This window comes from Vibrio sp. S457-15, assembly GCF_000960545.1.
Lineage (GTDB): Bacteria > Pseudomonadota > Gammaproteobacteria > Enterobacterales > Vibrionaceae > Vibrio > Vibrio parahaemolyticus.
In genome coordinates, this window is record NZ_JYOQ01000121.1 from 1 (window position 1) to 21,256 (window position 21,256).

Genomic DNA, 21,256 nt, shown 5'->3' on the forward strand with positions numbered 1-21,256 from the left:
AGCAACAGCAACAGCAACAGCAACAGCAACAGCAACAGCAACAGCAACAGCAACAGCAACAGCAACAGCAACAGCAACAGCAACAGCAACAGCAACAGCAACAGCAACAGCAACAGCAACAGCAACAAAAGTCTCAGAATAGTACTAAACAAGATCAAGGACAGCAGTCACAAAATCAGCAAGACGCTGAAAATAAAAAAGAAAAACAAAAATCCGAACACAAAGCTAAGCAGAAAAAGGCTGAGACGGAAGTAGAAAAGCAAGGTGAGCAAAAAAAAGGTGAACCTACGCAAGCGCAAGACCAACCAGAAAAAACACCTCAGGATGATCCTGAATTCCGCCGCCTAGAAGCTGTCGAAAGTGCTCGAGATCCAAGCTTTTTGATTCGTGCACAAATGCAGCTGCAAGCTCAACAAAAACAACGTCCACAACAATCTCAGAAGGAGTGGTAAGCCCGTGATGAAAAAAGGCGTACATCTGGTCTTTATTCTTGTGGCCAGCCTGTTATCTAGTTTCTCGGTGATGGCACAAAGCCTTCAGGCAAGCGTCAACAAAACTGAAGTGGCTAAAAATGAAGTCATCAACCTACGGATAATGGCAGACTCAGAAGTGGCGTCCGACGCCATCGACTTCAGCGTATTGGAAAAAGACTTCTTCTTAGGACAGCCTCGCTACGGGCGTTCGAGTAACAACATCAATGGTCGAAAATATCAACGCACAGAATGGAGCATTTCTATAGCGCCAATGAAAGAAGGGATAATTACGATCCCGAGTTTTTCGGCCGATGGCATGAAAACCGAGCCAATTCAGCTAAGAGTCACGGCGAACAAATCGGCACCCGATCTGGATGATTTGTTCAGCTTCAATATGAGTGTCGATAACCATACGCTATATCCGCAGCAATCTGCGAATTTACGCATGCAACTGATCATCAAGGCCGACACTCGCCGTTTAGACAACCCACAAGTTGTGCCACCACGTATTGAAGGCATGAAGATCGAACCTGTTGGTGAAATGCAACAAGGGCAGCGAGTCATTTCTGGGCTTGAAGTGACAGTGGTGGAGCAATCTTTCCGCTTAACCGCAGAACAACCGGGAACATTCACGCTCCTTGGCCCACAACTGACTGGATCTTATATCTATGGCGATAGTCTGACGGGCTCAACCAAGATCATGCCGATCAGCACAAAAGTGGAGCAAATGCCAATAACGGTAAAAGCCATACCTAGTGAGTTTAAAGGCAGTTGGTTACCCGCATCGGCATTGCAAATGACTCAGAGCTGGCAAGACGATCAAGGTAATACGCTATCCGCCAATACGGTAAATAACGTGAAACAAGGTTCGTCTATTACTCGTACCATTCAAATCAAAGCTCGCGGTACACAAGCCGAATACTTACCGCGTATTACTATGGATTACCCAAACTCCTTACGCGTTTACCCTGAACAGCCTCAATTCGACACAGCAAGAGATGGCACGGTAATCATGACGGTAAAACAAGTGCTGATCCCAACAGAAGCTGGCGAATTCACGCTGCCAGGCTACGCACTGAATTGGTGGGATAGTAAAAGCGATGAAGCAAAGCAGGCAAACTTGTCTGAGCTGAAACTGAATGTGGAACAAAGCGATGCCGGCTTGATTACCTTACCTGAAACCGCGCTTCCTATACCAACCGTTTCAAATGCAGCTCCTGCCCAACAAAATAGCGTAAACAAACTTTGGCAAACGCTCACTTTTGTTTTTGCAGGCTTGTGGATTCTTACTGCCGCAATTGCATTCGTAATTTGGAAAAAGCGTCCTGTTGCTTCCACAGAACCATTGTCGGCATCAGAAAGACCACTTTGCGTTGAAGCGTTGAAACGCATCATTAATGAAGGCGACGAAGCGAAAATCGAACGCTCGGTAAACGAGTACTTGAGTACCCATCGTGACCGACTAAATCCCGAAGATGTTCAAGCGGTCAAACTCGAACTCGATGCCATGAACAGAGCACGTTTTAGTCCAAATCAACAGCCATGGAGTCACAAAGCCCTGTTGGAGAAAGTGCAAAAACTGGCCAAGGCCAAACGTGACAAATCTAGCCACCAGCTAGAAAAACTATAAATAAGAATGGCAGCGCTCTAAACGCTGCCATTTTTGGTTTCTGATGTTCAGGAAGTACGTAAAAACAAACTCACGCTACAATTTGATCTTTTTGAGGGTCTTTTAACTCATATCGCTTCACGCAATTTCTCCCACTGCTTTTCGCCTGATAGAGCGCCTTGTCGGACAACTGATACAAGTGGTCGAAATTAAAGTCTTTGCCTTTGGTTTTGTAGCATGAGTACCCCACCGAAACCGTCAGCAGTTCACCTTCTGGGTTATGTTGATGCTTGATGCCTTCATCTTCAATGCATTGACGAATGCATTCCGCTCTCAACCGAACCTCTTCTTGGTTCGAGCCGATCATCAATAACACAAACTCTTCACCCCCAATACGACAAAAGACCTCGTCTTCATCTTTGGTATGGTGTTCAAGAATGTTCCCAATGCGCATCAGTGCAATGTCGCCTTCAAGATGACCATAGTGATTGTTAAACAAACCAAAATGGTCAATATCAATCAGAATCAGACCGAATGACATCGCCTCTTCGCAATCCAATGCGCAGTATTTTTGCATCACATGTTCCAGCATACGGCGATTGCCAAGGCGCGTAAGTGGATCGAGTTTAGACAGTACTTCGAGCTGGCGATTCGCCTCTTCTAGCTCTTTGGTTCGATTCTGCACTTCTAACTCAAGGTTTTCATTTAACTCTCGAATCGCCTCTTGAGCTTGAGTGCGTTGCAGCACCTCGGCCAAACTGGAAGAGAACATACGAATCACTTCGCGCAGTTGAGAGGTTAACGGCGCGCGAGTGAGCAGGTTATCGACGGCAATAAAAGCGATGGGGCCACTGCTGTTTGAGGTGAGAACCGTCATTGCCGCCCAACCAAAACCGACGATATTACAGTCGTGGTAAATGGGAACGGATTCTTCGAATGCGACTTCACTCGGTACGGCGCGAGCTAAATTGATCAGAGAAAAGTTTTGCGTCTCACCAAAGAAATAGGACTCATCGACGACATTCCCTTGAATGTCCGTGCCCCAAGTGCCCTGCATGTATGAGCAGTTTTCATCGGTCAAAAATACCGCCATACGATCAATGCCGAGGTTTTTAATCGCGAAAGTCACTGCCGATTTACACACATCACTCACGGTTGTACAGCGTGATAGCTCAACCATGCTTGAGTGCAACATGCGCACATTTTGCTCTTGGCGCTTACGGATATAAATTTGTGAGAAAAGAGAACCAAACGAGTCCAACATCTGTTTTTGATACGCCGTTATCGGCTTGCGATGAATAAAGTTATCGAGCGCAAACCAACCGAAGGGCTCATTGCCGTCGCGCAGGATTAACATCGCGTTCCATCCCTGCCCGACCACTTTGCCCGCCGTGTATATTGGCGCATCTTCGATGATCACTAAATTACTCTCAAGGCTCGACAGCGCAGCGATGTATTCCTCACTCAGTTGATGTAGGTCGTATTGCGTGTGGAATTCATCGATCGTAACGCCAGACTCATCTGTGCCGTATGTACCGCTGAAACTGCGCTTTTTCATGTCCAGTAGCATCAGTGTGGTGCGGTCAAAGCCCAATCGTTCACGCAGGGCTTCGACGGCTTTGTAATACAAATCTTTTAAGGAATCAGGGTTGGAGATCTCGAGTGCGACTTGCTGAACTAACTTCATGTTTTCGATAAAGCGTTCGCGCTGGCTAATTTCATCAACGTATTGAGCTTCACGGATGTCTCGATGTCGCATCTCTTGTGATGCATTTTTCTCGGCTCGAATGCATTGCCAACGCGCAGCCGCGAGCTGCATTGCGTCGTAGCTTTCTTCGTAAATATTGTGTGCGGTGCGAGCTTGGACAGATTGGATAAGTAAATAGGTGCGTTTTATTGGCGTGTTGTCGAGCATCATTATGTAGCTGTCGCCACCTAAATCTTGGGTGTGATTCCAGTTACAAGTGTTAATCGCCAGAGGAATAATGCTTTCGGATGTATCAAATTGGCAGGCCCAATCCCAGAAAATCTCAGGGTACTTTTGAATAGGGTAAAGCTCTCCGCGAGAAAAACTCACAGAACAACGAGGATTGGTTAAAGGGTCTTCAAAAATGGCGATCGCGTGGGGGGAAAAGAGGTTCTCTAATTGATCGAATATTGCTTCGGCCAGTAGCCGGTGGTCCCTCGTTGAAGACACTTTTCTCGTAAAACTTTTTAAATTCACCCTACCAACCTAATTTACTTTTTTATCCTCGATAAAAAACTACGCAGGTGGTGATATGCAATCAATATAATCAATTTTGAGCTGTTAAGTAATTCGCAAAATTTTCGGACTAAATTTCACATTCGAGAACTCTTCAGCACTTTTAGCACCATGTTTCACGAGAATTACATGTTGCATAAAAGTGGCCAATGTCGCTTAATTTTTAATAATTATTTATGCAGATAGATTTTATAAATCAGTATCTTAAAAAGAAAAAGGCCCCTCATAAAGAGGGGCAAAGTTACCATCGCTTATAGTTATCTGGTTATTTCAAAAATGCGGTTATTAACCGAAGTCGCCGTTTACGTAGCCTTGCGTACGGTCGTCTTGAGGGTTGCTGAAGATCACTTGAGTATCGTTGTGCTCAACCAGTTCACCCATTAGGAAGAACGCGGTGCGGTCAGAGATACGACGCGCCTGTTGCATTGAGTGAGTCACGATTACGATGGTGTAGTTCTTCTTCAGTTCTTCCATCAATTCTTCAATTTTGTGGGTTGCAATCGGGTCAAGTGCCGACGTCGGTTCATCCATCAGGATTACGTCCGGTTCCATCGCGATAGTACGCGCGATACACAAACGCTGCTGCTGACCACCAGAAAGGCCGAATGCATGTGATTTAAGGCGATCTTTCACCTCATCCCAAAGTGCAGCGCCACGCAGCGAACGCTCTACCACTTCATCAATGGTCTTTTTGTCTTTGATACCTTGAGCGCGCAAGCCGTAAGCCACGTTCTCGTAGATGCTCATTGGGAATGGGTTTGGCTTTTGGAATACCATGCCGACTTTGATGCGAAGGTCCGCAACGTCAATGTTGCCGTAGATGTCTTCGCCATCCATTGCGAGCTTACCCGTAATTTTTACGCCTTCGATAAGGTCATTCATGCGGTTCAAACAGCGTAGAAGCGTTGATTTACCACAACCTGATGGGCCGATAAGAGCCGTCACTTGACGAACAGGAATAGGCAGGTTGATCGATTTCAGTGCTTGGTTTTCACCGTAGAATAGGTCTAGGTTTTCAATATCAAACTTGTTCATTGTCTTAATCTCTTAAATCTTGAATTCGTGTCTTTTAACGTGCGTTCTTAATTGGTTTTGTTAGTAAGTTGCTGTGTTAAAACGTCTTGCAATCAGTTTAGTCACCATGTTGATCAAAAGAACAACGACGATCAGCACTGTTGCCGTACCGTAAGCCTGATTCCATTCTTCAATGGTAAACAGCTCGGTAGTCAGTTTGTAAAGGTGAACGGTTAACGTACGGCCTGAATCCAATAGAGAATCCGGAATACGAGCAACCATACCTGCTGTCAGGAATACTGGAGCAGACTCACCAATGACACGACCAATACTTAGAATGACCGAGGTTAAGATACCTGGCATCGCGCTCGGAAGAATCAAACGCCAGATAGTGTAAATTTTTGAAGCGCCAAGGCCGTATGAGCCTTCACGATACGTTTGTGGCACTGCCATCAATGCTTCTTCCGTGGTACGGATGATAACTGGCAGGATTAGAATACTTAGCGTCAGTGCACCCGATAGAATCGAGAAACCAAGACCAAGAATTGCCACGAAGAAAGTCATACCAAACAGACCGAAGATGATCGACGGGATACCTGCTAGGGATTCTGTACAGAATCGAATCACTTTCACCAAGCGGCTGCCTACTTTTGCGTATTCAGTCAGGTAAATTGCCGTCATGATACCCAGTGGTGCCGCTACCGCGATGGATGCAATAACCATGTAAATGGTCGACACAATCATCGGGAAGATACCGTGCTCATCGCCGGTACGAGTGTAATTGTCAGTAATGAAGTTCCAATCTACGTGTTGTAGACCGTTTGATAGGATGTACCAGATAATCCAGAACAGAAAACCTACCGTTAGTGCAGCCGAAATCCAAACGAAAGCGTTAAAGACGTTATCTTTGAACTGGCGTGCTTTTTTCAGTTTTGCGCGATCCATAATAGTCACCTTTAACGAGCGATTACTTCGCTTTTTCTCGGTTTAGGTAAAGAAGTACAGCGTTCAACGACATGATGAAGACCAGCAGTACCACACCTGTTGCGTACAGTGCGTTCGCGTGAACACCACTTGCGTAAGACATTTCAATCGCGATGTTCGCGGTCAGCGTACGTGCTGAGTCGAGAATGCCTTCTGGCATTGCCGGTGCGTTACCCATCACCATGATGATTGCCATTGTCTCACCCAACGCACGACCGATACCAAGAATCACACCAGTCATGATGCCTGAACGAGCCGCAGGAACGAGCAGTTTGAAGATTGTGTAGATTTTTGAAGCGCCAAGAGCCAAAGAGCCTTCTTTGTAAGCACGAGGCACCGCTCGAATAGACGTTTCAGATACCGTGATTACGGTCGGTAGAATCATCACACCAAGAACAATAATACCCGCCAAGATGGTGTTACCCGCTGGCACATTGAAGATGTCTTGAATCAAAGGAACGATGATAACGAGGCCGAAGAAGCCATACACCACCGAAGGGATACCCGCTAGCAACTCAACCGCAGGACGAATAACATCAGCCAAACGCTTAGGCGCGATTTCAGCGATGAAGATTGCGGTAAGCACACCAACAGGAACGCCAACCATCACCGCACCCGCAGTAGAGACTACAGAAGCGACAATCATTGTTGCTACGCCGTAAAGCGCAGGTGGAAGCCAGTTTTGGCCAAGAACGATGCCCGATACCCCGGCCTCTTGGAAGGCAGGAATACTCTCTCGAACAATAAAGTAAGCAATTACTGCTAACGACACAATGCCGATAACAGCACTGGTTAGGAACAAGCCGTGGAAGATACGCTCTTTCCAGTCTACACGACGTTTCTCGCGTAGGCCTGGCTTGCTGATAGCTTTAGCGTCAGTATTCATAAGCTTTTCACTATTTGTTGCGATGGTCATTTAAAAATCTCACGGTTCTGGGTATTGCCAATGAACGCTATGGATAGAAAAGGCTCAGCCCTAAACGGTGGGCTGAGCAAACTTAAGAGTCCCGATAAATTAGTGAACTGAGATGTAACCGTTTTGGTCAACTAGCTTTTGCGCATCTTCAGTTAGCATCCAATCTAGGAATTTTTGCGTTTCTGCAGATGGCTTGCCTTCTTTGTAAAGCACAAGGAATGGGCGAGCTACTTTGTAAGAACCGTTTTTCACGTTAGCAACTGTTGCATCAACACCGTCGATTGCTAGAGCGTTAACTGTGTTGTCTACCGTACCTAGTGAGATGTAGCCGATTGCGTATGGGTTAGACGCAACCATTGTTTTAAGTGCGCCGTTACCGTTAGCAACTTGAGCACGTTGAGAGATTGCTGAAACTTTCTTGCCAGAAATTTTCATTTTCAGCGCCATGATGTCTTCAAATGCACCACGAGTACCAGAAGCGGTATCACGAGTGATTGCTACGATTGGCTTATCTTCGCCGCCCACTTCTTTCCAGTTTGATACTTCGCCTTTGTAGATTGCTGTCACTTGCTCAGCCGTTAGACCTGCTAGCTTATTTTGTGGGTTAACAACAACCGCGATACCGTCACGAGCAACCACTTCTTCAACAAGTGTTGGCTCTTTTTCTGATTCCTTCAGGTTACGAGAAGACATACCTAAGTCTGCTGAACCGTTTTTCGCCGCTTTAACGCCAGCTGAAGAGCCAGGGCCTTGAACCTCGATGAATACGTTCGGGTTCGTCTTCATGTATGTTTCAGAGAAAACTTCCATCAGTGGAGTTACGCTGCTAGAACCCACTGCAGAGATAGTTTCTTTAGCAGAAACAGGAGTCACTGCCATTGCGCCTAGAAGTGCGATTGCACCGATTACTGTCTTTTTCATCACAATTTCCTTAAAGTGGCTTTATTGCCGTTGTGTTTCACTTGAACGGTGCCCACTTTAGAATCCGAATATGACAGTTGTGTTTCACTTAGTTGAACCCTCTATGACACGTTGTCATTTCTGTATATTAATTCCGCAACATTTCAGGTTGTGTTATTTCCTCGCTTACTTCCGCGCCTTTCTACATCTATACAAAATGCCAAGTCCTTCAATTTTGCTACATTTCATAACAATTCGGCATTAGTAAGTAATTGATTTGAAAAATGTATTCATTAGAATCCTTAAGGTTATTAATAATAATGATAATAATCAAAACTATAGAGGGTCAATCATGCGTCAATTTCTTAGTACGCTTTCTATTAAACTTCAGGTCTTTTTACCTGTTCTATTCACCGTTGTATTACTCGTCATTGGATTGAGCGTCGGAATCGGCAAGCTCGACCAAGCATTCAATAAGGTTTCCACTTCCACCAGCAAGCTGATCATTCATAAAGAGGAACTCAGCGCCATCGTAGACAACACCTACGCCATGCGCATCAAAGCCATTTACAGTCTATTTAGAGCCGAAGATGTCCAATCTCTCAACCAAGAACTGTCTGATAGACAAAACAAAAACCGCGATTTTCTGAATTCCATCGATAGCCTCCCAGGCGTTCAAATCGAAGTGAATGCCATGCGCAAAGCCATGGATCACTATGTTGATTTCACGCGCGTCACCATGACACCTCTGCTCACCACCAAACACTCTTCTGGCTACACCACATCCGATTTCAATCAAAAGTACGAATCTGCGATGGCAGAATATCGATTGGCTGGCGAAGCAATGATCAACGCCATCGACAACCTGTCTAAGCAATTGAATCAAATCGTCACCGATGAAGTGGAAGCTAATGGCGAACAGCATTCAACCACGCTCACTTACAGCGCGGTCTCGCTTGCGGTGATCTTGAGTGCCGCTTCGCTTATTAGTTGGATACTAGCCAGCTATATCGTTGCACCGATTCGTAACCTTCAAGGAACCATGCAAGAAGTCGCGAAGGGAAATCTATTGGTTAAAGCCGAAGCCATCGGAAAAAACGAAGTGTCGCAGCTGGCTCAGGATGTAAATCAAACCATCGACAAACTGCGTGAAACAGTGAGTGCATTAGTTCGCATTAGTGAAGATGTGGCATCAGCATCGACTGAGTTAGCGACAGTTATGACTCAAAGCAGCGTCAATTCGGATCAAGAAAAACAAGAAGTTGAGCAAGTGGCTTCGGCGATCAACCAGCTAGAATCTACCGCAGCTGAAGTTTCAACCAATGCACAAGAAGCCGATAGCGCATCAAATCAAGCACGCATGCTGACCTCACAAAGCCTGAGTATGTTTGAAGAAAGCACTCGTGCAAGCGAAAAAATGGCGGAGCAACTCAACGAAGCCGCTGCCGTCGTGACGTCGCTAAAAGATCAATCAGAACACATTGGTCGCGTGATCGAAGTGATTGAAGGCATTTCTGAGCAAACCAATCTGCTTGCACTGAATGCAGCGATCGAGGCAGCACGTGCGGGCGAAAGTGGCCGAGGCTTCGCGGTAGTAGCCGATGAAGTCCGTATGCTAGCGGCGCGAACTCAGGAATCGACAAAAGAGATCCAGACCATCATTGAAGAGCTTCAACAGCAATCTGGTCATGCGAATGAAAGCATGCACTCTAGCTTAGCCATGCTGTCAGACAACCAAGCTCTTGCACAAGAAGTTAGCCAATCACTTGCTAATATCAGTAACGCTATCGCCGATCTGAACTCAATCAACACTCAAGTGGCGACCGCATCAGAAGAGCAGAAACAGGTCACGGCTGATATCAACAACAACTTAACGAACATCTATGAGCTGGTGAGCCAGAACGTAACTGGCATTACGCAATCCGCCGCTGCAGCTCAAGAGCTTTCTGGCCTAGCGGAAAACCAGCAGCAACAGTTAAGACAGTTCCAAGTATAATCACTCATTGTGGTGTAAACACATGCGAAACACTGGATGAAATACGAAAAAAGCTCCGCAAATGCGGAGCTTTTTAACGTCATTGTCTTAACAGCCACTTGTCGATTAATCTTCGTCTGTGACAAGCAACACTGAAAACTGGTTCGCCTCAGGAGAATAGCCAATAACATCTCCATTCACGCTTTCGAACGTCATGATTTGTCTAGCGTCGGTGCCGGGCGTGTTGCTCCAGATATAACTACCTAAATCACCAGTTTCAAGCGAGTATGCGCTTTCAAACGCCGTACCATTCATTGAAGGATGGAAACACGCTCGCTCTGTGAGTGTAACTAACTCTTTAATATTCGGTAATCGCCACTGTTTTTTATCTGCAAAATTGTGTAGCACATGGTTGCCCGAGGCATTCCGAATTTGCTCCGCAGTAAGCAGCGCGTTTTGCCATGTTACTTTTTGAGCTTCCCCAGAACACGCCTTTTGAGACATATCCCATGTCATACCAACTGGGCAGCGCATCCAAGTGAGTCCTGTTTTTAAATCTGTTACAACACCTAGATCAGAGTATAAGTAGCGAGAATTCGGCGCTGACTTCACAAAATCCAAAGAGCATTCCTGAGCGGCCATCGACGCGTAAGAAACAAGTACAAGAGATAATGCGGTAATAAGTTTTTTCATCTTACTCTCCTTTCTCAGCAACTAGACGAATTGGAAATTGGTATGAGTCATCAGCTGTTGGATCTTTTTTATCGGAATAAATCTCAATCGAGCTAGATTGTCCACGGTCGGCACCTCGAACCGTTACCAACGGCATTCTTAAGTACTCGGGCGTTTTTACCTTGTCATTTTCAGTAAAGGTAAACGCCTGGAACCAAACCGAACCGTATTCCAAATAAGGACTACCTAACGTTTGCTGTGGGAAGAACTTAAAATTCATTCCATAAACGACGCCACTTGCATCTTTCTCTGTTTCACCGAAGTCGAGAACATCATAAAACTCCTGATAATCCGGTAAGCGCCAATTTGTGATGCCACACAGTGATTTCTGGTTGATGTGCTCAATGTATTGCTTAGTTGAGCAAATATCATCTCTTGCGTTAACACAGCCAACCTGTTCCAAGTCTTTAGAAAACGGCTTAAAGTCATCTGATTCGTAAACAAACAGACGATCTTTAAACTGAAGTGAATTTTCGTCAGCACTTTTGTTTTCCCAAACCAAACCCGTGCGCTCATCTAATGTACAAGCCCAAGTGGTTGCATCCACCTTTAGCTTCTCGCCCGTTGCACTTAACTTAACAAACTTGAAGCCATTACCTGTCGCCGCCTGCTTCTCTAATTTGTCAAAACCAAATTCAGCATCTTGTCCTGGGAAAAGTTCTTGAGGCGTCGCTGTGTTCGAATGTCCTTTAGCGACCGTATAATACAAAACGGTACCCGTATCATTACCTACCGAACCAAGCGCAGATAAAGAAGACAACTTGGCCGCTAACTCAGAGACCTCCGCATCACTCAACAAGTACGCTGCGAGAGATTTGTCGTTATAGCTGAGTGTTTGCGCCATCGTCGTCATGCCAAGTGTGATGTGTTCTGGCTTCATTTTGCTTAGCAACCCGACCGTGTTTTGCTCGATGTATTCCAACTCAGACGCATTGGGATCCGACATCACGGTGCCAGGCAGCTTCACGTTAGCAAGTGCAAGCCAATCTTTTAGAACTTGTTCTGCTTGGCTGACGGTTTTACCATCAATAACCAGCGCTGCGATTAATGTGGTAACGCCATTAATGTCGTTACCTTTGCTCAAACCACGTCCCGGCGTCATCATGTTCAGTGTGAGCTCGTCGCCTTGGTCAACCGGAGCCAAAATTGGACTGGTTAAAATGTTCTTGTTTGTCGAGGTAATCGAGAACTCACCTGCGTTATTACTTTTTGTGCTCGGCTCAGTCGCATCACACACAAAGTTCTGGTTGAGGTCGATGCACACTGGTGTATCTAACAACGTACCTTTCGCAGAAATGGTTCCCGCTACGTTGTAACTTGGCGCCGTTGCGTCACCACCACCAGAACCGCCACCACAACCAACAAGGGCCAGTGAGACTGCAATGAGAGAATATTGAAACTTCATAGGTCTTATCTTCTTTTTGATGAATCGTTATTACGAGAGCGAACCACTCTCAACATTGAAAGCACAAGCAAGCCAAAGAGCGCCCAAGGTGAGCCACTCCCACCAGAGCCATTGCCGTTGCTTTTCAAAGTGGTATCAGCACCGCACTGATACTGGTTAAAGTGACTCACACCCCACGCTTTTAGTGCGCCCGAGTTGCCGACCACCCGATCGGAGACTTCTAGTCGCCACGTTCCCCAACTAGGCTCTCCAACCAATGCTTGCAGCTCTGAATCGTGTTGAACCGTGAAATAACCCGTAAACCCACCCGATTGACTCGGCTGATGGTTAAACAGCACTACAGACTGGCCTTGTGGCGACGTCAACGTGATGTGTAAATCCGCTAAATTCGCGTGTTCGATATCGAGATAAACGGCAAATGAGTCATCAATTTTCTGCGTTTTGTCTGATAGTGTTTGAACAAAAATTTTGTTCCCTTGCACTTCTTGACCGCGCGAGTTAATACTCGCATCGGTGAGCGCATCCTCGATAGTCTTGGGCTTATTCAAAAGTAGAGGAATACCATTCACTAGCGCCGTCACGTTTTGCCAAGATTGCGCCTTAAGCCCTTCAGCAAACTGATAATCCACTGAAACTTTAGATTCAAACGGTGCACCACACGTCAGCCCCGTTGGTAAGTTGGCACTGAAAGAGGCCGAGTTTGCCAGTTGCACATCGACCGCTTTCGATGTGTCGTTGTTCAGTGACCAATTGCCCTTTACGCTTGCAGATCGGCCGGTGTGAGAAAGCGTCAACTCGACCGTTTCCCCAGCGTTGATGTAACGAGATTGATATCGGGCATTAAAAGGAACTTTGAGTAAGTTATGCTGTGCGAAGCTATCTTTCAGAATTTGTGCGTACTCTTTTTCAGGGAAAAGCATTGTCGCGGCAAACACGGTGGACTCCGCCAAATCATGCATTTTCACACCACGACCCACGCCGTACATGCCTTCAAGCACAATCGAGTCAAAGTCACGGAAAACACGATCCGAACCATCTCCATAACGAGCAACGGACGCTTTCAAGGCTTGGAATAAAGGTGTCGACCACAACTCGTCGCCCAATTCACCACCAACACTTTCATGCGCTCGGTATTCCGCTCCTTCAAAGTAGCGAGCACGTTGGTTCCAGAGACTGCGTGTTGCGCGGCGAACGCCAAACATGCCATCCCAGTTGAACACCGTATCAATCTCAAATTCCTGACCACGGCGAGCCGCATCTAAATACTGTGTTCGGTAGCTCGCACTGCCCGCCCAGTAATCACCGACACCTTCTCCAATCGCACCAGTGTGGCCATACGCCCAATCGGGAACAATTTGATAGTGAATCCCGTGTCCTAGCTCGTGCAAAATCACATCTGCATCCGCAGCATCCGGAGATACTCCACCCACGCCTAACATCAGCGCACGCGAACCTGTGTAGTAAGAAGAGTTGTCTAGCGCTAAACCACGTCCATCAAAACGAAGCGGCTCTTCAAATAAGTCATAGCTCAAGCTCGATAAGTACTGCAGTGAGTTGTCAAGATGGTAAAACGCCATCAACTGCAAAAAGGCATTGTCGCCAAGCTGAGCACTTTGCATCGCTTTTACATCAGCAAAAGATTGAACACCTTCAGGCGGCAAAATACTGCTTGTATCGCGTACGGGCTCCGCACCTACCGCAGGTGTAGGCAGTAATGCAAGTGCATCCACCTGTTTAACGCGCTCGTTGGCTAGGTAGAACTTGCCGTCAGACTGCAAAACTTGAATCTGCTTCTCAACATATTGAAGTGGCTGCGGATAATCCTCTAACGAATTCCAAGCGGAATCAGGCGCAGCTTGTTGCTGCATCGTACGTAAATCAGGAGCAAAGACTGAGACGGGAACCGTCACTAACTCACCGGAGCTCAACGCTGGCGGCTCGGTCACTTCCAATCGAACAGGCAATTCCAGTTCTGCGGCTGGCATCGCCTCGCCATTACGAATAACCGTATTTTCAAGGCTTTTGAAAATACGCTCGATTTGGCGGTCTTGGTTAGTCGACAACACAATGGTGCGTTGCGGTTGATACTGACCATCGACCCACACATCAAAGTTATAATGATCTCCAAGCTTAGAACGGGTTTGATAGCGAAACTTAAGTTCGCCAGCGCTAGCGTAATTGGCTTGTAAGTAGCGTAGCGCTTCGGCTTGGTTCGTGACCGTAACCGTAATAGCCGCGCTAGGGTAATCCCACTGCGCTGCGTTCGTCACTTGAACGCCTGCCAACGCAAGAGAAAGCGCTAAAAGTTTGAGTTTCATGCAGGGCTCCTACTAAAAGATGTACTTCGCGTTAACCGTAAAGTAACGACCAGGTTCCGTTGAGTAACGTTTGCTCTCATCTGCTATGCCAGCAACGTCTTGGTAACGAATGTATTCTTTGTCGAATAGGTTGATGATGGTCGCACTCAAACGAAAATCTTTGTTGATTTGGTAACTTGCCCCCAAATCGAGCGTGTTCCATGCCTCTGTTTGTGCGCATTCAGTCTTTTGTCCAAGCGACGTTTGGCAACTCGGCACACGATCCATCGAACCAGCCCAATTCCACGTCGCGAACGCATTAAAGTCTTGTTGCTGGTAGTTCAGCCCAACATTGCCCTCAAAAGGCGTGATGCTACGAACGTATTCGCCCTCAGCGTCCTTTCCGTCCACATAACCAAGCTTGGTACTTAGCTTCCAAGACGATGTGAAAGCATACGCAGCAGAAAGCTCCGCGCCGTAGGTTTCAACGCCGTGTAAGTTTTGGTATTGCTTGACGTAGTTACCGAAGTTATCTTGACCCGTGGTAACAACATCAATGAAGTTTTGGAACTTGTTGTAAAACGCAGAAACGTAAAGTTGCGCTCGGCCATTATCGAATTTGTTGCCGATTTCAAACGAGTCCGAAGTTTCAGCCTCTAGATCCATATTTGGTGCAATAACAAAAGGCGTCAGCGGCACAAAGTCATGGCTTACGAAGCCATACGCTTTATCGTATTCTGGCGCTCGATAGCCGTGATCGTAAGAGAGGTAAACGCGGTTGTTTTCGAACACTTCACGAGAAATCGACAAACTTGGTGAAATTTCAGAACTGTCGATATCTTTCAATGGATATCCACCGATATCATTCTGGCCATCAGGTGAAAGTCGGTGCGCATCGAAACGCAAACCGCCAGTCAATGTCCATTTCTCCAGCTCAATCATGTCACGGAAATAAAGCCCAATGTTGTAAGCACGTGCAGCGGCAAAGGGTTGTTTTTGCGATGCGTTGGAGCCCGTCCAATCGAGGACTTTCTGATTATCTTCACGTTGGTAATAATCTGATGCTATCTCAACGCCATACGCTAACTTGTGCTCAGCCGATGAGGCGTGAAGCGTCTGTTTGAAATCCGCTCTCAAACCGACGGCGCTATCGGTAAATGTTTTGTGCTCAAGTTCGCGGCGCTTGATCAACAGACCATTGGCGTCGGTAGAGTTCATTAAGCGATTGGTGTCTGTGATCACTTCGGTATGACGCCAATAAACTTTGGTATCCAACTCTTCAAACCATGTTGGATCAAGCGGCGTTAGCTCGGCACCTAAATATGCACTGTATTCTTCTGTCGATTCATCTTCTGCAAAGTCTTCGATAGGCCACTTGCCATCTTTTTGTATGGATGACGAACCTTCAAGGCGTTGCTGCTCTTGTCGATAGAGTTCGGCACGCGCTTTGATCATCAACTCATCATTGAAGAAATGATTGATGGCGTATGACGCGCTGTAACCATCCAAATCGCGGTTGTACAAATCTTGGCTGAAGTTACGCGTCTCTTCACCTTGCCAATAAGCCGCGTTGACCAAGCTTTCCGTATCGCCAGAACGAAATGCCAAATTGCTCGCGCCTTTGTATTTATTGCTGATCCCTGTATAAGTGCCCGTGGCGTCAACATAAAAGTCACGATCTTCTAAAAACTCGCCCGGCTGTTTGGATTTTAAAATCACAGCGCCACCAATGGCACCAGAGCCCAAGACTGAGGAGCTTGCCCCTTTCACTACTTCTAATGATTCAAGATTAGATAGATCGAACGTATCGCGGCCCACTTTGTCATTGTTGTCATTCGCACCAAAACCGTCTGCAGAGCGAATGCCGTCACGAATGATCATAATGCGGTTACCCGTCATGCCCCGAATTGTGATGTTTTGTGGACGACCAGCGCCACCTGACACACTTACCCCAGGCTCGTGACGCAGCGCATCATAAAGCTCTGTTTCGCCCTTTTGTTCAATCTCTTCGCTGGAAACAACCGCAACGCTGCCTGCTACTTCAGACACAGGTTGTTCAATCCGATTCGCCGTCACCACAACCTCTTCCATAGAGAAAACGTCAGATTTGGCGTGCACTTGGCTGGCAGCTAGTACCGAAAGTACTGCCGCTGACACTGGGGTAAGCTTCATTTACTGCTCCGCTTTAGATGTATTAATCAGTGATAAAAGAAAGGCGTATTCTTTTGCTTGTTGTTCTTGCGCTTGTCGTGGGTCCATTTGATGACCCGAGTTAAAATCGGTCTGTAACAAGTAAGGCCCGGTGTGCTCACTTAGCTCAGAAACCTTGGCGAGATACTTGGCACCTTCCCAGTAAGGCACGCGCTGGTCGATCAAACCGACTTGAACCAGCATCGGTGGGTAAGCGTCTTTGTGAATGTTGAGAATTGGATCGTACGCCTTCATTAGTGCCAGTTGCTCAGATTTGGTTGGGTTACCCCATTCGCCATACTGCTGTGTGGTCAGCGGAAGTGAGGTATCCGACATGCTGGCTACCACATCAACAAAAGGTACTTTAAGCACGACACCTGAAAACAACTTAGGATCTCGATTAACCGCTCCCGCGACCAACGTGCCACCAGCACTAGAACCAATGGCGAAAACCTCTCTATTACCGCGTTCAAACGTTTTCATCGTCTTAGCGGCTGCGACAAAGTCGCCAATAGAATTGGCTTTGCGCACACCACGTCCTTGCTCATGCCACTCATCGCCAAAGTACCCACCGCCACGAACATGGGCGATAGCGTAAATCACGCCTTGGTCGAGCAAGCTTATGACTTGAGGCATAAAGTACGGTTTCATCGTAAAACCGTATGCGCCATAGCCATAAATCATCACGGGTGATTGTGCGTGTAATTTGTCTTTGCGATACGCTAAAGAAACGGGAACAGAAACACCATCGTGCTTAATGAAAATTCGTTTTGAAACATAATGTTGGCTATCAAAATCTTGGTAAGCATCTTGAGAGTACAAAGATTTAGTCAGCGTTTTTACATCAAACTCTTCCCATTGAGGAGGCGTGGTCATCGACATGCTTCGGATACGAATCTTGTTTGACTCAAAATCGCCTAACGTGCTCAACCAAGCGACATTGCCATCGTGTTCCAATGGCAGTATCACTTTTTCCTGACCTTGATAAGAATACACCGTCAACGTCGACACATTGTTTGGCTTACTAAGTGCCACAACTCCTGCATCATAAAGGTAGAACTGCTCAAGCGGCTCACTAGGGTTGGTAAAGCGTTGCCATGTTGCGCTAAGCGGCGTGAGTTCGGCTTGGTAAAGAGCGAACTTTCCTTCAAGATTACTGTTGAGGTAAACATGCCCTTTCGCGACATCTGCGTAATATTCCACGCCCACTTCTGGCACTCGCAATGAGTCGGTGACGGTGCCCGTTTCTAGATCGACAAGCTTCTGCTCTGTTGTTGACTCGTTGTTGCTTTGCAGCACAGCGTAACGGGTGTCTGCCGCGCGATAAAAAGAGAGTAACCAATCTGATTTATACTCCTTCCATACTACTGTTTTAGCCAAAGACTCCGTGGAAATACGTAGGATCTGATGAGGTCGCTGGGTACGCTTGTCCTTTGCTACAAGGTACGCCATTTTTCCATTTTGTGATAACAGTGCACCACTATCGACGTGTGTTGCCAGTTCCGAAGATTGGCCTGAGAGTAAATCAACGACCACGGCTCGATATTGCTCGCTGCCGTCGATATCCTCAGTGAAAAGCAGTTTATCGCCACTCACATGCCACTGACCAAGTTGATAGTATTGATGCGCCGATTGTCGCTCAGCGAAATCAAACACCGCGTTTTCTGGTGCATGCTGACTCGCACGTGATAACAACACGTAGCGACCGTCACGACGCGTTAACGTCCACTCTCGTCCATTCACAATCGACCATGGCTGCTCGCCTTTGTCTGCCACCATGGTTTCCCACTGTGCCAGCAGATCTTGTGTCAGTGCCTGATAACTTTTTTGATACTGTTCGGTCTTGCGGTTTTGCTGCGTCAAGTAGGTAAGAACTCGCTCATCTTTACGAGCGTCATCTCGCAGCCAGTTAAAATCATCAGCGGCAGTAGCGCCAAAACCAGAGGTAACTATGAGCCCTAAAAAAACATGAGTAAATTTCATATAGAGAGCGAATTCATTTATAGGATTAATGGAATCCGCGTATTCTGCCCTTAAATAAAAATGAGATCAATTATCATTTTCATAATTAAATAATATTTTTATCTAACCTGCTTGAAAAAACGTTTGCTTTAACCAGTGTAAACACAATCAACATCTTGCTAAATTAGCAATCTGTGCTGTTTATATGAAGTCAGACAAATATAAGCATTGGGAGAAACGGTTAGTAAGAATTGGGAGAAACAGTTAGTAAGAAAAGACAAGGGTTGGCTAAGTGACGGGCATAAAAAATCCGAGTGCAGACACTCGGATTTTGTAAACATCAGAATCAGTTTAGAACTGAGGCAATCATGACTCTTCAGAGCTTGGTGCCGCAGGCTTTTTCTTAGGGATGAACACGTCATCACCCACCGATACGTTTTTGTAGAAGCTCTTGTCGCGTTTAGCTGGTTGCTTCGCCACTTTCTTCGCTTGAGGACGCGATTTTTTCGTCGTCGCTTTCTTATTACGGAAATCTTTCTTAGGTGGTTTCAGACCTTTAAATTTACCTTTCAAATCTTCAAACACTGAGAATGCAAGATCTTGCTGTAGGTAAGTTTCGATACGCTTGAAGCTATCCCAGTCTTTTGGACCAACCAGAGAAATCGCATCACCTTTGTTACCCGCACGGCCAGTACGACCAACGCGGTGCACGTATTCTTCTGTATGCTTTGGCATATCGAAGTTGATGACGTGAGTCACTGTCGCAATATCCAATCCACGAGAAGCGACATCAGTCGTTACCAGAATCTTAAACACCGCACGCTCAAACTGGCTCATGATGGTGTTACGTTGCGTCTGGTTCAAGTTACCACTCAGAGCAACGGCCTTCAGTTTTTTCTCGTTCAACTTCGCGGTTAGACGTTCGGTATCGTCACGCGTTGCCGTAAAGATGATCACTTGACGGTATTCCGCTTCAGAAAGTACGCGTTCCAGAATCGCTTCTTTGTGATCAAGGTGATCACACAAGTAGAATTTTTGCGTGATATCTTTGTGTTCTTCGTTAGATACGCCAACTGCGATACGTTTTGGCGCATTGAGCATTTCAGAAGCAATATCGTTCACTTCTGCGTGGTCCAACGTTGCTGAGAACATCAACGTTTGACGACGACGGTGTTTCGCCGCGTTATGGATACGACGTAGCTCAGGCGCAAAGCCCAAATCCAACATACGGTCTGCTTCATCAAGAATCAGCGTTTCCAAACCGTCAAGGTACAGAGAGCGGTGCTCTAGGTGGTCAGCCAAACGTCCTGGTGTTGCCACGATGAATTTCGGGTAACGACGCAGTGCTTTGACTTGATCGTTAAAGTTTTCACCACCAAGAATCAACGCTGCATCGTAAGATAGACCAGCCAGCATAGAGCGAAGTTCGCCATACACTTGTTTAGCCAACTCACGCGTTGGAGCCAGAATCACAGCACGAGGATCTTTCGCTGAAAACGATTTTGTCTTCAGTGACTTGTGAAGCATTGGCAATACAAACGCCAAAGTCTTACCCGAACCCGTTTTCGAAGATGCCAATAAATCCTTGCCTGCAATCGCAACAGGAATAGCCTGTTTTTGAATGTCAGTCGGTTTTTTAAAATCGTAGTGTTTTAGGTTCTTCAACAATCGGTTGTCTAGGCCTAGATCTTTAAATTGCAAAGTATTCTCCAATAAATCAGTCAGCGTCTGAGCGCTCTGTAATGTCGTTTCCGCTCTAACGCAGCAAAAAAATAAAGCTCGGTATAATACCGCAAATCATAGGAGTATAGATAGAGATCACACAAACTAATTCCCACGGATGAAAACAAAACATCATTTGCAGCCCAGTGAAGAAGAAGCGTCGTCTGTAACTGGCGAAAACCTTGGCTAGAATTCGAGAAAAAACGCGCCCATAAAAGTGTCGAATTCACTTCGCAGAACTGAGCCGATTGCAGTTATTTAGGGGTAGAAACTTTCATTTGTGTCAATATCGTCTAAATTATTGATATCAGGAACGTGGCAAAAATACCTGCTATGTGGACTGTTGTGGGAGCAATCGAAAGGATGAGTAATTACTTTTGTTAGGCTCAGGTAAAAGTTAACGTCAGGTACTCCATGAAATTCTTGGATTTTTTTGACTTTTGCTACATCATGTACTGATAAAATGTAACCACATTTAACCTCGCTACTGTATAAAAAAAGAGTTATAGGGCGAGACTTTCACTATAAGCAAGGAGTTCTTATATGAACAAAACGTTGATCGCAGCTGCAGCAACTTCAGTACTTCTACTAGCAGGTTGTGCTTCATCTGATGACGCAGCAACAGCAAACGCAGCTAAACTAGATGAACTAAGCAACCAAGTTAGCCAACTAAGCCAAGACGTACAATCTCTTCAATCTGACGTTCAAAAATCAGGTGACGCAGCAATGGCTGCTCAAGAAGAAGCAGCACGTGCTAACGAGCGTATCGATAACATCGCTCAGTCTTACACTAAGTAAGATGTTGTTCCGCGCT

Annotated in this window: 14 protein-coding genes and 1 pseudogene; 4 read left to right on the forward strand and 11 right to left on the reverse strand. The window is 46.2% G+C overall.

Features of this window, described 5'->3' with window-relative positions; translation table 11 throughout:
- Positions 1–452: pseudogene (locus tag UF05_RS11120) on the forward strand (hypothetical protein); the annotation flags it as partial.
- A 4-nt stretch (positions 453–456) separates the two neighbouring features.
- Positions 457–2,103, forward strand: coding sequence for a BatD family protein (locus tag UF05_RS11125; RefSeq protein WP_048852486.1), 1,647 nt, complete (start codon positions 457–459; stop codon positions 2,101–2,103).
- A 70-nt stretch (positions 2,104–2,173) separates the two neighbouring features.
- Here UF05_RS11125 and UF05_RS11130 read toward each other — a convergent pair whose 3' ends face one another.
- The 5 genes from UF05_RS11130 to UF05_RS11150 form a co-directional block, all read right to left on the reverse strand.
- Positions 2,174–4,252 carry a sensor domain-containing diguanylate cyclase gene (locus UF05_RS11130; RefSeq protein ID WP_024702122.1) on the reverse strand — a complete coding sequence of 693 codons (2,079 nt, stop codon included), beginning with the start codon at positions 4,250–4,252 and terminating at the stop codon, positions 2,174–2,176.
- Between the two features lie 378 nt (positions 4,253–4,630).
- On the reverse strand, positions 4,631–5,380 hold the full coding sequence (pstB, locus tag UF05_RS11135; protein ID WP_005462960.1) for a phosphate ABC transporter ATP-binding protein PstB: 750 nt from the start codon (positions 5,378–5,380) through the stop codon (positions 4,631–4,633).
- A gap of 60 nt (positions 5,381–5,440) precedes the next feature.
- Positions 5,441–6,304 carry a phosphate ABC transporter permease PstA gene (pstA, locus tag UF05_RS11140; RefSeq protein ID WP_005478161.1) on the reverse strand — a complete coding sequence of 288 codons (864 nt, stop codon included), beginning with the start codon at positions 6,302–6,304 and terminating at the stop codon, positions 5,441–5,443.
- A 22-nt stretch (positions 6,305–6,326) separates the two neighbouring features.
- A complete protein-coding gene (gene pstC, locus UF05_RS11145; protein WP_005462956.1) occupies positions 6,327–7,259 on the reverse strand; it encodes a phosphate ABC transporter permease subunit PstC in 933 nt (310 codons plus the stop codon).
- Between the two features lie 99 nt (positions 7,260–7,358).
- The gene (locus UF05_RS11150; RefSeq protein ID WP_005462954.1) at positions 7,359–8,180 is read right to left on the reverse strand and encodes a phosphate ABC transporter substrate-binding protein; all 822 of its coding nucleotides are present in this window, start codon (positions 8,178–8,180) and stop codon (positions 7,359–7,361) included.
- 331 nt (positions 8,181–8,511) lie between these two features.
- On the opposite strand from UF05_RS11150, the gene UF05_RS11155 reads away from it, so the two are divergent.
- Complete coding sequence (locus tag UF05_RS11155) at positions 8,512–10,155, forward strand: methyl-accepting chemotaxis protein (RefSeq protein ID WP_045545512.1); 1,644 nt, start codon at positions 8,512–8,514, stop codon at positions 10,153–10,155.
- 105 nt (positions 10,156–10,260) lie between these two features.
- On the opposite strand, the gene UF05_RS11160 is transcribed toward UF05_RS11155, so the two are convergent.
- The 6 genes from UF05_RS11160 to UF05_RS11185 all read right to left on the reverse strand — a co-directional run bounded on the left by UF05_RS11160 (position 10,261) and on the right by UF05_RS11185 (position 20,433).
- Positions 10,261–10,827: an Lcl C-terminal domain-containing protein gene (locus UF05_RS11160; protein WP_020841427.1), complete on the reverse strand. Its 567-nt coding sequence runs from the start codon at positions 10,825–10,827 to the stop codon at positions 10,261–10,263.
- Between the two features lies 1 nt (position 10,828).
- Positions 10,829–12,271, reverse strand: a complete 1,443-nt coding sequence (locus UF05_RS11165; protein ID WP_045545513.1) for an Lcl domain-containing protein — start codon at positions 12,269–12,271, stop codon at positions 10,829–10,831.
- A 5-nt stretch (positions 12,272–12,276) separates the two neighbouring features.
- The gene (locus tag UF05_RS11170) at positions 12,277–14,589 is read right to left on the reverse strand and encodes a proprotein convertase P-domain-containing protein (RefSeq protein ID WP_045545514.1); all 2,313 of its coding nucleotides are present in this window, start codon (positions 14,587–14,589) and stop codon (positions 12,277–12,279) included.
- 12 nt (positions 14,590–14,601) lie between these two features.
- Positions 14,602–16,740, reverse strand: coding sequence for a TonB-dependent hemoglobin/transferrin/lactoferrin family receptor (locus tag UF05_RS11175; RefSeq protein WP_045545515.1), 2,139 nt, complete (start codon positions 16,738–16,740; stop codon positions 14,602–14,604).
- Positions 16,741–18,741: a prolyl oligopeptidase family serine peptidase gene (locus UF05_RS11180; RefSeq protein ID WP_045545516.1), complete on the reverse strand. Its 2,001-nt coding sequence runs from the start codon at positions 18,739–18,741 to the stop codon at positions 16,741–16,743.
- Positions 18,742–19,086: 345 nt separating this feature from the next.
- On the reverse strand, positions 19,087–20,433 hold the full coding sequence (locus UF05_RS11185; protein ID WP_020838163.1) for a DEAD/DEAH box helicase: 1,347 nt from the start codon (positions 20,431–20,433) through the stop codon (positions 19,087–19,089).
- 552 nt (positions 20,434–20,985) lie between these two features.
- Here UF05_RS11185 and UF05_RS11190 point away from each other — a divergent pair.
- Positions 20,986–21,240, forward strand: a complete 255-nt coding sequence (locus UF05_RS11190; RefSeq protein ID WP_005462467.1) for an Lpp/OprI family alanine-zipper lipoprotein — start codon at positions 20,986–20,988, stop codon at positions 21,238–21,240.
- Positions 21,241–21,256 lie beyond the last annotated feature (16 nt).

Bases quoted from the DNA above. Each gene is read 5' to 3' on its own strand.
- UF05_RS11165 (WP_045545513.1), bottom strand. From the start codon at position 12,271: ATGAAGTTTCAATATTCTCTCATTGCAGTCTCACTGGCCCTTGTTGGT.
- UF05_RS11180 (WP_045545516.1), bottom strand. From the start codon at position 18,741: ATGAAATTTACTCATGTTTTTTTAGGGCTCATAGTTACCTCTGGTTTT.
- pstB (WP_005462960.1), bottom strand. From the start codon at position 5,380: ATGAACAAGTTTGATATTGAAAACCTAGACCTATTCTACGGTGAAAAC.
- UF05_RS11160 (WP_020841427.1), bottom strand. From the start codon at position 10,827: ATGAAAAAACTTATTACCGCATTATCTCTTGTACTTGTTTCTTACGCG.
- pstC (WP_005462956.1), bottom strand. From the start codon at position 7,259: ATGACCATCGCAACAAATAGTGAAAAGCTTATGAATACTGACGCTAAA.
- UF05_RS11190 (WP_005462467.1), top strand. From the start codon at position 20,986: ATGAACAAAACGTTGATCGCAGCTGCAGCAACTTCAGTACTTCTACTA.
- UF05_RS11170 (WP_045545514.1), bottom strand. From the start codon at position 14,589: ATGAAACTCAAACTTTTAGCGCTTTCTCTTGCGTTGGCAGGCGTTCAA.
- pstA (WP_005478161.1), bottom strand. From the start codon at position 6,304: ATGGATCGCGCAAAACTGAAAAAAGCACGCCAGTTCAAAGATAACGTC.
- UF05_RS11155 (WP_045545512.1), top strand. From the start codon at position 8,512: ATGCGTCAATTTCTTAGTACGCTTTCTATTAAACTTCAGGTCTTTTTA.
- UF05_RS11150 (WP_005462954.1), bottom strand. From the start codon at position 8,180: ATGAAAAAGACAGTAATCGGTGCAATCGCACTTCTAGGCGCAATGGCA.
- UF05_RS11175 (WP_045545515.1), bottom strand. From the start codon at position 16,740: ATGAAGCTTACCCCAGTGTCAGCGGCAGTACTTTCGGTACTAGCTGCC.